This is a genomic window from Verrucomicrobiia bacterium (assembly GCA_035495615.1).
Lineage (GTDB): Bacteria > Omnitrophota > Omnitrophia > Omnitrophales > Aquincolibacteriaceae > DATJFP01.
In genome coordinates this window covers 1-17,075 of record DATJFP010000005.1, presented here as the reverse complement: position 1 = coordinate 17,075, position 17,075 = coordinate 1, and the positions used below count along the sequence as shown (strand labels likewise).

Annotated in this window: 5 protein-coding genes and 5 tRNA genes; all 10 read left to right on the top strand. The window is 56.0% G+C overall.

Annotated features, from left to right (window positions below):
- The first annotated feature begins 168 nt into the window (after positions 1-168).
- The 10 genes from VL688_00295 (at position 169) to VL688_00250 (ending at position 17,001) form a co-directional block, all read left to right on the top strand.
- Positions 169-9,477, top strand: a complete 9,309-nt coding sequence (locus tag VL688_00295; GenBank protein HTL46483.1) for a hypothetical protein — start codon at positions 169-171, stop codon at positions 9,475-9,477.
- A 144-nt stretch (positions 9,478-9,621) separates the two neighbouring features.
- Positions 9,622-9,694: transfer RNA gene (locus tag VL688_00290), tRNA-Phe, on the top strand.
- A 33-nt stretch (positions 9,695-9,727) separates the two neighbouring features.
- A complete protein-coding gene (locus VL688_00285) occupies positions 9,728-10,690 on the top strand; it encodes an ROK family protein (protein ID HTL46482.1) in 963 nt (320 codons plus the stop codon).
- 105 nt (positions 10,691-10,795) lie between these two features.
- Positions 10,796-10,869 (top strand) — tRNA-Arg (locus VL688_00280).
- A gap of 587 nt (positions 10,870-11,456) precedes the next feature.
- Complete coding sequence (locus VL688_00275) at positions 11,457-14,405, top strand: chemotaxis protein CheB (GenBank protein HTL46481.1); 2,949 nt, start codon at positions 11,457-11,459, stop codon at positions 14,403-14,405.
- A gap of 69 nt (positions 14,406-14,474) precedes the next feature.
- The gene (locus VL688_00270) at positions 14,475-15,101 is read left to right on the top strand and encodes a YSC84-related protein (protein HTL46480.1); all 627 of its coding nucleotides are present in this window, start codon (positions 14,475-14,477) and stop codon (positions 15,099-15,101) included.
- Positions 15,102-15,208: 107 nt separating this feature from the next.
- Positions 15,209-16,069, top strand: a complete 861-nt coding sequence (locus tag VL688_00265) for a M48 family metalloprotease (protein HTL46479.1) — start codon at positions 15,209-15,211, stop codon at positions 16,067-16,069.
- A gap of 361 nt (positions 16,070-16,430) precedes the next feature.
- Positions 16,431-16,503: transfer RNA gene (locus VL688_00260), tRNA-Lys, on the top strand.
- 125 nt (positions 16,504-16,628) lie between these two features.
- Positions 16,629-16,710 (top strand) — tRNA-Leu (locus VL688_00255).
- 217 nt (positions 16,711-16,927) lie between these two features.
- Positions 16,928-17,001: transfer RNA gene (locus VL688_00250), tRNA-Gly, on the top strand.
- The last annotated feature ends 74 nt before the right edge of the window (positions 17,002-17,075 follow it).

The following is a 17,075-nucleotide window of genomic DNA, read 5'->3' as shown; positions in this document are numbered from 1 at the left end:
TCTGATATAGTTTTTAAGTGTACTTTAAAAGATGTTACATGCAGCGTTGATTTGGGCTAGTTTATAAGGTAGGCTTTTAAAGAGATTAATATAGTTGCCCGAGATGTAATTAGAAATATAGCAATAATAAGCAAATACATTCAAAAATTCTCTTCAAGGGGGCAGTAAATGAAAACCAGCCAACTCCAGAAGTTCATGTGTCTGCTCGTGTCCGTCACGATGACTTTGACCCAGATCGTTCCGCTCGGCTGGTCCCAGGAAGCTGATGACTTCAACGCCACCGGTGTGTCCACTCCCCAAAAAGAGATCAAGGCGGACGAGAAAAAGCCGGAGGCGGCGCCGGAAGAGGAAGACGCTTCGACTTCCGAGATCTTCATGATGAGCAACGAGGGTGTGCTGACGACCGACGCGGAATCCCCCAAGGAAGAAAAGGTCGAAAATCAGGCCGATGACAAGATCCGTACTTTGGGCGGAGAAATCGTGACCGAGGAAGAAGAGGGGCTTCTTTCCAAGGAGGAGCTGGCGAAGCGGATGCGTTCGGAAAAAGATGTTGCCGAACAGGCGCGCGCGATCATTTACAAACAGCTGAATCTCGAGGAGTCTTACGTCCTCGACCAGTCGGAATTCCGCCATCCTTTTGCGGCGTCGGGCAACGAAGCGCTCGCGAATTTGTCCAATCCTCAAGTGCCTTCTTCGCAGGACGGACAGATCATTTTCATCCACAAAAACGAGGATGGTTCTCAGGCGTCCTACACGGTCAGCATTGATGCGGGCCGTCTTCTCCTTTCTTCCACGGAAGAAAAGTCCGCTTCGGGTCAGCAGCTCTCTTACAAATCATTTTCCTACGATGACAAAGGCCTCACGTCTCAGTACTCCGTTATCCGGACTTTCGACGACAAAGACCGTGTTACCGAGGAAGCTTCCGAAAGCCTCGGCCTGAATGCCAAGACGGGCGAAATGGAAAAGACGTGGACCTCGATGACGATGACGACGTACAACGGAAATGATAAGACAGTCGTGTCGTCTTCCATGAGCTTTTACACGGATGCCGACGGCATCCCGAAGACTTCCGAGTCGAAGAGCACGACCCAGGAATCCTATGATGCGAACGGGAATCTTCTCAAGCAGGAGCAGTCGTGGCAGAGCTTCCTGGACGGCCAGGACCAGGGGCACGGCACTTCTTCCCGCATCGAGACGCGCAACGACGCCGGCAAGCTTCTCAGCGCGGTCTCGAAAAGCGATTACCAATACCCGCAGGGGCAGAGCAGCGCTTCCACGTCCGAGCAGACCTTCGAATATGATGCCGCGGGCAATCTGCTCCGCGAAATCGACATCTACGAAAATACCGGAAGCTGGCAGAGCTCGAGCAAGACCGAAACGACTTACACCCGGGATGAAGCGGGCCGCGTACTCGAGAAGAAGACCGTTTCTACCAGCACCGGACCGAACTATTCCTATTCCAACGAGACGCTCGAGCAGTCGAAATACGATGCCGCGGGCAACGAAGTCTCCAAGCACGTCACGTACAGCTCGAATGGGGCGGTCTCGAGCGAGACCACGACCACGCGCACGTTCCTGACGGATGCCGCGGGCGTCATTACCGACAAGCTGGTCAGCGAAGTGACCGAATCGCTTTATCAGGGCAAGGTGACATGGAGAAACGAACTGAACATCACGTACCGCGACGACGGCAGCATGAAGACCAGCGTCTCCGCCAACAGCAGCTTCAATTTCGATGACGGCAAAGAAACCTACCGCTACGAAACGAGCAAGGCCTTCAACGCCAAAGGGCAGGTGATCAAAGCCGCGACGCGGACTTTTTCGGGATACGGCGATCAGCCCCTGACGGTCCAGGGCCGGAACGTCCAGTCTTTCCGGTATGACGCCGACACCGGCAATCTGCTTCTCATCCGCGGCAGCGATTACGGCCCGGACAACGTCCTCTTGAACGAATGGACCGAACGGTATGACCCCAAGTATTCGCCTTCGAACCCGATGCAGGATTCCGGACCGGGCAATATTTATCCGCTCGCGGTCTACGACGTGGTCCGCTGGGACCCGCATTACCGCGCGGGGATCAAGGGCCTGGTCGAACGCGAATACATCAGCTATTTCGCGTCCAAGGATCCCGCCGAGGCCATGATGGCTTCCGTGACGACCGACCATTACCGCCTGGACGACAAGGGCGAACCTAATTTCCAGGAAACGAAGCAGGAAAATTACACCGAAGACGGCGAGCTGACGCAGCGTGTTTCCGATTCTTACGACATCACCGGCCCGCTCAATTACTATCCCTATTATTACGACAAGGTCCTGCTGAATGGCGCGGCTGGCGCCCAGCCGAATGCGGTGGCAAAATCGTCTCCCATGACCGCCACGGGAGTCACGACGCTTCCCGCGGACCGCATGTTTTGGCCGTACCCCAATTTTTCGTCCAAGCGCCTCCTGAGCCATTCGGAAGATCAATACAAGGCGGGAAAGATTGTCTACTCCGCGCGCCAGCATAACACGTACGATGATTCCGGCGTCCTGATCAGCATTGCCTCGGAAATTTTTGACGGCACCAAGCGCTACCGCATCATGGACCGCTTTACCGTGGACGCGTTCGGGCAGTTCGCGGCTGTCCATCGCAGGGTGCTCACGTCCGGCGGCGGGCTGGTTCTCGAAGACACCCGCAGCGTGGAGTTCGATCATGCGAATGGTTACATTCTGTATCCCATGGTTGCGTATGACTCGGCGCCCATGGCCGGAAGTTCGGTCCTGGCGGACAAAGCGGCGGCCGGAGGCGCGCAGATGCCGATCCGGTATCCCTACTACGCGCCGAACGCGATCAAAAGCCTGAGCGTCTCCATCGTGCGCCGTGACCATCATGACCGCGTGCGGGCGACCTTTGAATATGACGGCGCCGCCGCGAACGTGACCGGCGTTTATCTCGATGCCGACGGCAACCGCCGCGCCATCGACGCCCATCTCGACTCGGCGGGCGGGGAAGCCGCGCAGGCGACAGACCCACTCGCGGAATTTTTGATTTCTCTTGCCGCGAAACCGGAAACGCATGAGGACGTCACAAACAAATTCGACGAGAAAGGCCGCCTCATCTACCAGAAAGACAAAGACGGCAATGTCGTCGAAGTAAATTGGGAAAAGCTCGAGGCCGTGTGGACGGGCGCGGACGGCACGGTGAAAAAATTCACCGAGATCGACACGCTTAAAATTTCCGAGTTCAGCTGCCCGGCCAATCCCATGATGAAAGCCGCCTGCCACGGCATGCCGTCCGACCGGGTGCCTCTGGAAGACGGTTTCGAAGACATCGTGACCTATAGCACCGTATCTATTAATGAAGGCTGGAAAACCACGACGACCTTCGTCATCACGGGCCGTCTGGTGAGGGACAGGGATTTCATTCCCGTCGGTCAGATGGACAAGGATCTGGTCGACTTGATCCAGGCCACCGTGGGCGATGCCTTGGAATTGCAGGGCATGAGGATTAAAGGCAACGTGAAGGAATTTGTTTTCAAGGCTGTTGCCGGAGAAGCGCATGTCCACCTGATGCGCGCCGCTTTGATCCTGCCTCCCGTCGCGATTCAGAATTCAGACGGGCTTCCCAAAGACCCGAACATGGGGCCTTATCCGATTTATCAGGATTTCAACGGGCATTTCCTGGCTTCGGTGACCGTGAATCCGAATCTGCGTTACATCCAGGCCCCCGGCCCGCTGCTCCTCAACGCGGACAAGGCCGAAGGCATCCAGGCGCGCGAAGTCATTCCCGGCCAGGAAGTCATCGTGGCTTTCGAATTCCACCCACAGGACGACATGCAGACCGCGGTGATGCGGCAGTTCGCGGATTGGAATTTCTCGCCGCTTTCGCTGCAGGATCATTTCCGCACGGAGCTCGCTCTCAATCTGAACGTGGACTTCAAGAACATCAAGATCGAGAAGTTCGAAGACGGCGTCTCCACGATGTCGCCCTGCGAAGCCGGCAAATTCTGCGCTTCGCTTGTCACGTACAACATCGAGTTCAACGCCGACGGCAAGCGCTACAAGGCGACCGGCTCTCTGAACCACATGAGCGAAATGATGGGCCTCTTCTACGAAGTCAACGACGTCCAGCCTATCGAAGATACGGAAATTCCGGAAACCGCGGTGCGTGAAGCGGTCCTGGCCGATCTGGGAAGCACGTACGGCCTGGGTAACGACAGAGTTCAGTCCTGGATCGAAAAAGGACTCATGACGATCAAGATCGACATGGATGCAGGCATTGCGTCCATCCATTTCAGCGGTGAAGCGGTAGGCACGCACATCCAGCCCGCGGAAATCGATCCACTGGGCGAATTCGTCATTCCCTCGGACATGGAATTCACGTTCCAGGAGAATCCGGTCGAACCGAAACGTCTCATGCCCATCATGCTTGATCCGGTCACGGTGGATTTATCGGAAGACATGATCGCCGCCGAACCGGGCTCGGAGCTGCGCATGAGCACCCTGGCGCCGTCTGACGAAGCCGACGCGCTCATGTTCGAAACGGCGCAGGCCGACGGCGAACAAGTGGAAATGAAGGACGACGCGATTCCTCTGATGTATTTTGGCCGCCAGCCGAAGCACCTGATGCTCGTTTCCGCGGAGCTTTTCTATGAGGGCCCGGTCACGATTCAGGAAATCACGGGTGAGTCGCACAACCTCGTCCACATTTCGGTTTCTTACGACCAGAACATGTGGAACAACAACACCGTGGACAGGGTCAGCATGTTCAGCCGCTATTGCCCCAAGGGCGCGGCCTGTTTTGCCGCGGACCAGGTCTTCAAGGAAATCGATTACAACGGCATGGACTACTATCAATGCTCTTTCGACGCGGACGGCATGTGCGCGACCATGCACACCATGATTTATCCTCCCGCGCCCCGCGGTTCGCGGCCCCTTATCCGCTATCCTCTCGCGGAAAAGGGCATCACGATGCGCTATGTCCAATACGCCGGCGGCACGCCCGGCAATATCGACGTAGTTTATGAATACACCCAAGGAGACGGTAAGGGCGAAGAGAACGTCCTGCAGGTCATCAACAAGTTTGAATATTCCGACGCCAACAGCGGCGTGATCGTGAAAATCAACAGGACCGGCGCGCATGGCGAACTCTCAACGCTGACGATTCGTGGAGCGATCCCGGTCCCGAGCTCCGCGGTTTCGGATCTCAATCAGGACGGCGTCATCGACAGCCTGGACGTCACGCTCTCGCGCGGCAGCATCGCGGTGATCCACCTCTCGGACGGCACGGAGCGGAAAATTCTTTTCCACACTCTGGAAGACCTGTTCGCGCAGGCGGCGAAGCTTGAGAACATCAAGCCGGAAGATCCTAATTATAAGGAAATCGTGGCGGCGCTTGATTCCGCCATCGCCGAGCTCCGCGGCCTGGGCGAGGAATTCATCAAGTCCAGGGGCATGAACAAGGAACTCGAAGAGAGACTCAAGAAGCTCAACCAGATTTTGAATGGGAAGATGGATCCCGAAATGCTTCTCATGAGGCCCGAGTCCATGCCGGCTTATGAAATGCTGATCGCCCGGCTCGACGAGATCGCGGGAGCGCTGAAAAAGGCGCTGGACGCGGGCAATCTCGACGATGCAAAGGCTCTTGCGGACAAGGCTGGAGACGCGATCGGAGGCGTGGGTGACATGGAACAGGCGCTGCGGGATCTTATTGCCGCGGCCGTGAAACGCCATGACGAACTTCCGGGGCTGATCTCGGATCTCGAAGCCAAGATCAAAGCCCGTGACGAAGAATGGGCCGCGGCGGAAGCCGGGATTCTTGCCGGCTACGGCGACCTGGTGCTCGAGCACGGCGAAGCCAAGGAATCCATCGATTTCCAGGAAGGCCTTTATCCGGAGTTTGTGGGGCACGGCGACGCGCTTCCGGCTTTCCGGCAGCTGATGTACGTGAAGACCCATCTTTATGAAGTGAAGCTCTCGAACGGCGAATCCATGATGCTGGAATTCCGCAACGGGGTTTTGAATCCCCGGCATCAGGCCATGCTGGACGCGGTCCGCCTGGCGATCAAGGAAGGCCGCATCGGCGACGGGCAGTATTTCATCGCCATGGATGCTTTCGGAAAGACCACCAACGGCGGTTTGGCCATTACCTTCGACGGCTTCGAATCTCTCATCGGCGTGAAAACGGACAAGCAGGGAGCCGTTAAATTCCTGGCTTATTCGACGTCCGCGCCTTTCAGCGAAAACGTCACCACGTCCTTTGACGCCGAATTTTCCGTGGATGCGCTGACGGATGTTCTCATCGCAAATTCGGATCTCGACAACGACGGCGTGGTAAGCAAGGCGGATCTGAATCAGGCCCTGTCGGGGCTTTACAACAAGATGCTCTGGTGGACGCTGCCGTTTATTCCCAACACGGAAAACGCGGCCGTGTCCGGAGCCGAGCTGATTATCGATGACGGGGCCGCAGCCGAAGACGCGACGCTGAACGACGGAGAACCTTTCAAAGAGCACCTGCTTTCGGCGGATCCGGCCGCCGGAATTTTAAAGATGAATTTTGACGTGAATCAGGACGGCGTCTTCGACGTGCAGGATGCTTTGATCATCCTTGCTTCCGTCGACAGGAACGTCGAGCCTCCCGTTGTTTCCTATCCGACGGATCAGGAAAGGGCGGCGTTCGCGGGCAGCGAACTGCTGCGTTTCAATCACGCGGACGTAAGGAACGACAGCCGCGATTACGAGTTCGACGCGAAAGGCGCAGGAGATGTCCTGGTGAGCTTTGTCGAAGACGGCTGCTTCGGCTGGAAAGAACCCAACATGAGCTGCACGCGTCCCGTGATGATGGGGCAGTTCACCGTGCGCGTGACGCCGTCCGCGCCTACGCCTGACGGCGGAATGTCCATTGATCTCTACAGCGTGGACGTCGACATGGCGACGCTCGAACCGGGAACGGTCATCGAGGTGCCGCAGGGCTATAAATTGAGAATCGTCAATTTGGCTCCCAATACTTCGATCACGAACATGGAGGACAAGGCCGCTCCGGATCCGGAAATTCAGATCCGCGAGGCTTTGGCCGCAAGCCGTCAGCAGATCGAGGACCTTTTCAAGTCCGTCCAGGTCGGCGACGTGATTTCCGAAAGCCAGTTTGATTCCCTGGACAAGCTGCTCGAAGACCTGTCCGCCAAGGCAAGGGCGATCCTGGAAGAATTGCGCGCGAAAATCCAGGCCCTTCAGCCGCGTACGCCGGAACACGGCGGGCTCGTTGTTTTCCCGTTCCAGGGCCCGGGTTCGGACCAGGGGCTTGCGCTGGAACATGACGTGATGAGCCGGCTCACCGCGCTCTACACGCAGATCATGCAGTCGTCGGTGCGCATCGAAACCGGAGCGGACGCCACGCTTGTTGTGTCCGTAAAAGACCTTGCCGCCGTCCTCATGTCGGAAATGGAAAGAATGGGCTCCGGCAGATGGCTGCCGCCGGAAGGTTATCTTGTCCTCGCGGGACTGGATGCCAAAACGGTCGGCGAATTCCATCCGGGCGAAGGCAATTATTTGATGAACGTCTTCCAGTTCGTCAATTACATGCTCGCCATGGGGCCGTCTCTCCGCGACATACGCGGCATTGTCATCAATTTCGTGAAGGCCCACCGCGATTTCGTGGTGAGGGACGGCAGAGTGTCCGGGGATCTGTTCCGGATGGCGCTGCACAACGTGCCCAATCTGCTGCAGGACAAGCTCCTCGCGGCCTATGAGAAAGCGGCCGCGGATGCGGGCATCAGCTTTTTCAAGGCGCCGAACATCAAGATCCTCAGCATTCAATTTGTTCCGAGCACCGCGGCCGGGACTGCCGGAAAATATGTCCTGGCGCTTACGTATTCCGCCGACAACGGAGCCGTGATGCAGGCCTCCGCGATCGTGACGCTCAGCGGAAAAGGCGCCGACGTCCAAATCGACATCGGCTCGCCCTTCCCGAAAAATCCGTACGACCGCAACGTGCCGGCTGATCCGGTGAGCTTGCCGTCGGGCGCGGAAATTTCTTTCACGGGTTCCAGCACGTCGTCCGACGCGGGCAAAGCCATCGGCTACGGCAGGATCACCCAGGACGTCATCACCTCAGACAACAAGCGCGTGATCACCTTCATTTCCGATCTTTCCGCGACGAACGCGTATTCGGACGTGAAGATCGATATGCCCGCCGGGCAGTCGCTGGATTTGAGCCAGCCGCACAACATCCAGTACAAAGGCGAGCTCAAAAACGTGACCCTGATTTTGAAAGACAAAGACGGCCATGAGTACACCGTCAACGGCGTGGCCATGGGCGCGGAATTCACCGACCTTCCTCTCGGCGGATTCAGCATTCCCGGCTTCGACATCAGCGCCGTGACCTCGATCGTCTTTCGCCATAAGAACAAAGACGGCGCGGCCAAACGCGGGCAATGCACGATTCAGTTCGGGATCAAGCCGCAGATTTCCGCTCTTGCCGCGGCGGATCCCTACACGTACGGCAGCGCTTATAACAGCGCCGCATTGACGAGCCTGGGCGACATGAAGCAGGAATCTTTCGGCGTGAATTCCGGCTTTGTGACGCTCGAAAACGACACCATGCGTTTCCACCTGGCGTCGGGCGGCGCGAAAGTCGGCGCCATGTTCAAATTCACCGCACCGCAGAATTTCTCCAACCGTGATTTCGTGATCGCGGCCGGAAACGGCTCTTTCATGGAAGTTTGGTTCCAAGATAAAAACGGCAGGATGAGCAAGCAGGTCCTGAAGCTCGGGACCGACCTGCAGAATTTCGTCTTGAACGTGGGCAAAAACGGGGAAGAGGGATTCGACGCCTCGGCCATCGTGGCCTGGGGATTCAACATGGACAGGAATCTCAACAAGACCGCGGACAACAAAGGCGCGATCAAATACATGCTGGGCGGTTCGCGCCTGCAGGCGCCGGTCATCGTCGGCAACAGCAAGGCCTCAAGCACCGCGGTCCAGGTCCTGAATCGTCTTTCGGTTTCCATGCAGCGTTCCAACAACGCGTTTCTGACTCCTTCGCGAGTGCAGGACGCGCAGGGCAACAAGGAGCTCGACGTCCGCTTTGATTTGCGGAGCAGCGCGAAGGCCCTGGGGACGATCGTGCTCGGCAGTCCGGATCCCAATGGTTTCATCTCCGCGGGAGCGGACGGTTCCGTCGGGCTTGCCCTCGGCGGCAGCCTGCTGGACAATGCGGGCGGAACGGGGCCCCTTAAAATCGGGGTCCGGCTCATCGACGATGCCGGAAAGGTCGTCGAAACCGTCCTTGAAGTCCTCCCGAACGGGGAAATCAACAACTACAAGATCAAAGTGGACGAGAATAAAGAATTCCATGCGCAGAAGATCCGGATGATCACGCTTCTTCTCGGCCGCGAAAACGGCAACAAAATTTTGCGCGCCTTGTTCAAGCTGAGAGTCTCGGAAATGCTCGAACTGGCCTCCGACCGCGGGGGCCCGCTCGTTGAAGTCAAAATGTAAACACACGGGAGGGGCAGGGCGTCCTGCCCCTCCTGACCCGCCTGTTTGAGTCATTGACTTTCATCCCCGCATCCCTATAATTTCACAAGGTTTCCTACCTATCAGCGAGTGAGGAATCCTCCTCGCTTCAAAAGTTTATAATGAGGGCAGGTAGCTCAGTCGGTAGAGCAAGGGACTGAAAATCCCTGTGTCGGCGGTTCAATTCCGTCCCTGCCCACATTATGATTCAAACCCCCTGAGACCTAGGCAAATGAAAACCGCAATCGGCATCGACATTGGCGGCACCAAAATTTCCATGGTTCTCGGAACTCCCTCCGGGAAAATCCTCGTGCACCGCAGAATTCCCACGCGCACCGGAGCCGAAACCAAGGCCTGCATCGCCGAGTTGAAAGCAGCCATCCGCGAAATCCTTCACACGGCCAAGGCCAAAAAATATAAGGTCCTGGGCATCGGCATCGGAGCTCCCGGCGCCGTGGATTCCAGGACCGGCATCGTGCCGCGGTCCCCGCACCTGAAAGGCTGGAAGGGACTTCCTCTCGCGCGCCTGCTCGAAAAAGAATTCTCACTTCCGGTCCTCATGGCCAACGACGCCAACGCCGCCGCGGTCGCGGAGAAGATTTTCGGGCAGGCCAAAGGCTGCCAGCACTTCATTTATATGACGGTTAGTACAGGCATCGGCGGAGGCATCTACACCTTCGGCAAGCTGCTCGAAGGTGCCAATTACGTGGCGGGGGAAATCGGCCACATGATCATCGTGCCGGACGGCAACCTGTGCAGCTGCGGCAACGAAGGCTGCCTCGAGGCTTACAGCTCGGGGACGGCCATTGCGCGTCACGCGGAATCGCAGGTGCGCAAAGGCAAGAGGACGATCCTCGCGGCGCGCATGGACAAACAGGGCTTTCTCACGGGGCGCGACGTGGGCGAGGCCGCGACGAAGAGAGACAGCGTGGCCGTGAAATCCTTCGAGAAGGCCGGCTATTACCTGGGCATCGGCATCGCGAACCTCCTCAACATCATCAATCCGGAAAAAGTCATCCTGGGCGGCGGCGTCTGGGCTTCGGCCCCGCGGCGCTTCGAGCAGATCATGATGCAGAGCTGCCGCCATCACGCCTGGCCCGAAGCCGTCAAAAAAGTGAAGATCGTGCGCTCGAAGTTGAAAGGCAGCGTCGGCGATCTCGGTGCGCTGGCGCTGGTGTTCGAGCGGTTGAAATGATGCGCGCCCGCACCTGCGCCGGCTGCGCAGGTACGGCCCCGTCTCGGCTCAAGGAAGGCCTCGCGGGGAAGCGCAAACTTCGATTGATCAAAAGCAAGGTTGTTTGCGCCCGTAGCTCAATTGGATAGAGCATCAGTCTTCGGAACTGAGGGTTGCAGGTTCAATTCCTGCCGGGCGTATTTTCCGGCAAGAATTGAAGCGAACGAACGCCGGCCTTATGGCCGGAAGAGCGCGCTAGCCGAAGGCCGCGCGACAGTGAGTGAGGGGAGGCGACGCAGGCTCGTCCGCGAGCCGTAGTGGCCGACCCCTGTCGGGCGTAATTTTTTTTACAGGGGTCGAAGCGAGCGAGCGCCGCCCTCATGGGCAATCGCCGCGCGACGAATAAGGAGCGCACGTTTGGTGGCGCGAGAGGGGGTGAGCGCCCTGGAGCCAAGCATGATTCGCAGGTAAGTGGGAAATAGGGAGCAGAAATGAGCACAAAAGAGCGGTGCCCGCTCTGTCAGGCGAACCCCGACGAAGAAAAATAATTTTTTAGAGAAAAGGGCGCATTTAGATGGGGGGGGGAGTATAATGGAAAAACTTGGATCCATGGCTAGTCCCTTCTGCAAAGACTTTTGTCCTTTCAGAAATTTCTAACCATCCCTTCTGCGACCTGAGGCTATACCGATGTTTAGATTTTATGAAAAGTAGAAATGACCCAGCCCTTTCAGTCCCCAGTCCTAAATCTTCAACAAAAGCCAAGCAACCCGCAGCAGCCCAAAACGTGATGAGTCAAGCAGGCGTCATCGAGGAAGAGGCTTCGAAAATTCCTTTTTCCATCGTCGGCATCGGCGCTTCGGCCGGGGGGCTCGAGGCGGCCACCGCGCTTTTGCAGAGTCTGCCCGCGAATACGGGAATGGCCTTTGTTTTGGTCCAGCACTTGTCTCCCACGCATAAAAGCATGTTGAGCGACATCCTTTCCAAAAAAAGTGCCATGCCCGTCATGGAAGCCGTCAACGGAATGGAGGTCGCTCCAAACAGCGTCTATGTGATTCCTCCAAACGTGTGCATGAGCATCCTAAACGGATTCCTCCACCTTCAGCAGAGGAAATCTGAATTGCATGAACAAAACCTGCCGATCGATTTTTTTCTCTGTTCTCTCGCCGAATACCAAAAGGACAAGGCCATGGCCATTATTCTTTCGGGAACGGCCTCCGACGGCTCGCTCGGGATCAAGGTGATCAAAGGCTATGGGGGGATCGTTTTCGCGCAAGACGAAACTGCGAAATTCGATCAGATGCCCCAAAATGCCATTGCCACGGGCGCCGTGGACTTCGTTTTATCGCCGGAGAGGATGGCCCAGGAACTTATCAACATAAGCCGCCATCCTTACAGCAATACCGGAGCGAAAACGGATGAACTCATTCCCGAGGCGGAAAGTCTCCGGCAAATTTTCATGCTGCTTCGCAAGGCTTCTGGAGTTGATTTTACGAATTACAAAGTCACCACCCTCAAGCGCCGCATTCTCCGGCGCATGATGCTGAACCGGATCGATAGTTTAAAAAGTTATATCAGCTATCTCGTGGACCACCCGAAAGAAATCCAGACGCTGTCGCAAGAAGTTTTCATCACCGTCACCCGGTTTTTCAGGGACCCCGAAACCTTTGAAGCGCTGGGGCGCGATGTGTTCTCCTCTTTAATTAAAACGCGGTCTCCCAACGAGCCCATCCGCCTATGGACGACGGGATGTTCCACGGGCGAGGAAGCCTATTCTCTTGCGATCAATCTGCTTGAGTTTTTGGAAAAAGAAGACAAAGCAAGCACCCCGGTTCAAATTTTTGCCACGGACATTATGGCCCCTTCCATCGAGCATGCACGCCTTGGGATTTATCCGGAAAACATTGTTAACGATGTCTCGCCCGAAAGGCTTAAAAGGTTTTTCAGGAAAATTGATAAGGGCTATCAAGTCAACAAATCGCTCCGTGAAATTTGCGTTTTCGCCAAACATAACATCACCGCCGATCCGCCTTTTTCAAAAATCGACCTCATCAGCTGCCGGAATCTTTTGATTTATTTAGACGGGACCGTGCAAAAGAGGATCATGCCGATCCTTCATTATGCCTTGAATCCTGGCGGGTTTCTTTTGTTGGGGCAGTCGGAAAACATCGTCGCTTTCCCGGAGCTCTTCAGCGTCGTCAACAAGAAGGCCAAGATTTATTCAAAAAAATCGTTTCTGAGAACCCCCTCGCTGATGCTTCCGGCACGAGCCTCGTCGCAGGAAGTTCCCGCCGCCGCGAGCCCCGCTGTCCCGAGCGGCGCCCCGAGCATCGCGGACATCCAAAAAGAGGCTGATCGCGTGGTGCTTAAAATGGTTCACCATTGCGGCGTGGTCATCAATGAAGCCATGGAAGTCGTCCAGTTTCGCGGGGACACGAGCCGCTATCTCAAGCATTTACCGGGGACGGCAAGCCTCAATCTCTTCAAGATGCTCCAGGAAGGGCTTTCCGCCGAGATCCGCAATGCGATCCAGAAAGCCACGGAGACAAACGCTTCCTGTAAAACTCAAAACATACGAATGTCTTCCCACAGCGAAGGCTCTCTCGATGTCTCAATTAAGGTAAGCCCCTTCAAAGTCCCGCTAAAAAACCAGCGCTTCTTTTTAATTGTTTTTGAACAACCGGGTTCAGCGGCGCTCCCTAAGTCCGAAACCCAGAGCGGACCGGAAACCGCCTCTCCCGTTTCCGATAAAGAATTGGCAAAAGAACTCGAATCGACGAGGCTCCATTTGCAGGGCCTCCTTGATGATAAAGAAGCCGCGTACGACGAATTGCAGGCGGCCAACGAAGAAGTTTTATCGACCAACGAAGAATTGCAGAGCCTGAATGAGGAATTCCAAAGCGCCAATGAGGAGCTGGAGTCCGCCAAGGAAGAACTTCAGGCGACCAACGAGGAGATCACGACGCTCAATGACGAGCTCCAGAGCCGCAACCTCCAGCTCACGGAACTGAATGACGACCATATCAACCTCATGAACAGCATCAGCCTGCCTCTCGTTATGGTGGGACGCGATCTGAGGATTCGCCGGTTTACTCCCGCCGCGGAAAAGGTTTTAAGGCTTATCCGCAACGATATCGGACGGCCCCTAAGCGACATCAGGTCGGACATGGATCTGCAGGACCTGGAGGCCATGCTGCTGGAAGTGATGAGAGCCGATACTGTCAAAGAGCTGGAGCTCCGCAGCCAGAAAGCCCAGTGGTATAAAATTCAGATCCGCGCCTACAAGACGAGCGACCAGAAAATCGACGGGGCCATTGTTACGTTTACCGATATTACCAGACTCAAGACGTATGCCTATTACCGCGAGACCATTTTCCAAACCGTTCGCCATCCCTTGCTTATTCTCAACGCTGTCTTAAGAGTCAAAAGCGCGAATAAAGCCTTTTATGAAACCTTTCAGGTCAAGCCGGAAGACACGCTTAATTGTCTCCTTTTCAGTTTGGGAAACGGCCAATGGAACATTCCCACGCTGCGCAAATTTTTTGAAGAGCTCCTGCCCAAGAGAAAGGTCATCTCCAATTACGAGGTCCAGCACAATTTCCCGCGCATTGGACGAAGGACCATGCTTCTCAATGCCTGTCAGATTGAAGCCGATGACAACGGGGAGGATTCCATCCTTCTTTCGATCGATGACATTACCGAAAGCAAAGCGCAGGGTAATCTGACCTCAGGGATTTAAGCGGCTGTTTTCATCGGTTGGATCAACCGTGTTCGCAAATTTTTTTATTAAATAAAAGCGAGGGGGCAAATGAGGCGCATTTTTTTGTTCGGCTTGATCGTGTCGATGCTCAGCATTTCCTGGGTTCCCGTTTCTTTCGCGGAGTCCGACCTCCGGCAGCGGGTGGCGCAGGCCGGGGCCTCTCCTTATGATCAGCAGCGCACGAAGATCCGCACCATGGCCCAGAAAACGCTTTCGGAGCTTTATGCGGTGCAGCCGGGTGCGCAGCAGGCCATCAAAAACGCCCAGGGATACGCGGTCTTCAGTAACTTCGGCATGAAAATCCTCGTCGCGGGCGGAGGCAAAGGCGCGGGTATCGCCGTTCAAAACAAAACCGGCCGCGAAACCTTCATGAAAATGGTTGAGCTTCAGGCGGGGCTCGGAATCGGCGTCAAACAATTCCGATTGATCTGGGTCTTTGACACGTTTACCGCCTTTGACTCCTTCGTGAATTCCGGCTGGACACTCGGCGCGCAGGCGACAGCCGCCGCGCAAATCAAAGACGTGGGCGGCGCTTACCAGGGCGCCATTGCCGTTTCTCCCGGAGTCTGGCTGTACCAGCTGACCGACAACGGCCTTGCTCTCGAGCTCACGGCCAAGGGCACGAAATACTACAAAGACAAAGACCTGAACAAAGGGCTTCGGCAGCCTTCCTAAGCCTCTATTCCGCAGTTAGTTAGAAGTTTCTCAAGTCCTCCGGGAAATGACCGTTTTTCTGAAAGGTAAAGGTGCTATCATACGGCATCCTTTCCAAGGAGGACGGCGTGCGGAAAAGTTTAAGGTCGGGCATCAGTCTTGCGCTTCTGATGCCGCTCCTTTTTTCCGGCTGCGCCAGCCACGCCAAGCGTCCCGAAACCGCGGCGGACGCGCCTCCGGTGCGGGCTTTCAGCAAAGAAGAAATCCAAAACGGACGACAAATCAATTCCGAAGTCCTTTCCTCTTTTTACCTCTACACGGACCCGCGCGTCGTCGCGTATGTCAATGACATCGGGCAATCGCTTCTCGGAAAAGGCCGCGACCCGGACAAGAATCCCTACCAATTCACGATCCTGTACAACGATCGCATTTACGCGGTCTCCGCTCCCGGCGGCTTCATCTACGTCACGACGGGCCTGATCAATCTTCTCGACAACGAGGCGGAACTCGCCGCGGTGCTGGCCCAGGAAATCAGCCTGCTGCAATTTCAGGACCCGCGGGTTTCCGGCTCGAAAAAAGCTTTCGACGGCATCACCAACGGAGTGGCCATGGTCGGCCCGATGTTCGGGCAGATCGGAATGCTGGCGGTGCTGGGCGTCGTGGCCCTGCACGCCGCAACGGATGGGCATAAGTCGGGCAGCGAGGATGAGCGGATGAAGAAAATGGACGAACTGGCCATGCGCTACATGGTGGCGGCCGGCTACGACCCGCAGGGCTACATCGACCTGCTGCACAAATTCATCCGCCTGGACCCGCAGGCGCTTCCTTATTTTTTTGATTACTACCAAACCCATCCCATTACCGAAGAACGTTTTTTAAAGCTGAACCAGACCTTCGAGAAGCTGCCTTTGACCGGCAAGACCTTTAACGTGGACCGGGGAGAATTCCTGGAAACGACCAAAGGCATCCGCGAGATGTATAAAGGCTGATTCCCCCGCAAAAACCCTCCTAAAAGCGCGCCTAAAGCCTTGTCAAGAAAGGGCATCTCCGCTAGAATGCGTGTTTCTTGAACTCATCTGTTTATATCCGTGACCGCAAACTTGCCACACGGAAAAAATAAAGTGATGTAAGTCTTTACGCGCCCTTAGCTCAGTTGGCGGTCGAGCGAAGCGAGCCGTCCCCGGAGGCCGCAAGGCCGGAGCGGGATAGAGCATCACCGTTATTTTGGAAATGCCTTAATATTTACGCGCCCTTAGCTCAGTTGGCGGTCGAGCAAAGCGAGCCGTCCCCGAGGCCTTGGCCGAGCGGGGTAGAGCATCACCGTTATTTTGGAAATGCCTTAATATTTACGCGCCCTTAGCTCAGTTGGTAGAGCAACTGACTCTTAATCAGTGGGTCGAAGGTTCAAGTCCTTCAGGGCGCATATTTTTTGATGGATCGATGCGGCTGCGAACAGTTGCATGGCCGTATTCAGCCTGGTGGTTGAATGCGGCATCGCCGGGATGCAAGGAAGATCCCGTACGATGGCCGTATTGTTTACCCATTCATGCGGCGGTGGCGAAACTGGCAGACGCGCAGGACTTAGGATCCTGTTCCGAAAGGAGTGGGGGTTCAAGTCCCTCTCGCCGCACTCGACTCGGTCAGTCGAGTACGGTCCCGTCGCGATGCAAAGAAGATCGCGTCGGGAGCCGCATTTGACTCGGCTGGCTCCCGAGCGTATAAGTGGTTGTTGCGGCAAGAGTTGCTCAGCCTGGCCCAGATTGAGCGTTCCGGCGGGTTGATTGACAAACGAGGCGTCTTTTCTTAATATATTGCGTTTCGCGGTCTGGAATTATTCGATTTAAAAAGCGAGTGTAGCATAGTGGTAATGCCCTGCCTTGCCAAGGCAGTTACGAGGGTTCGATTCCCTCCACTCGCTCCATTTGCGCCGAAGCGCAAATACGAAGCCGTCACTTCTAAGGAATGACGTGTACGGCTTCGCATCTCAATGTTCAT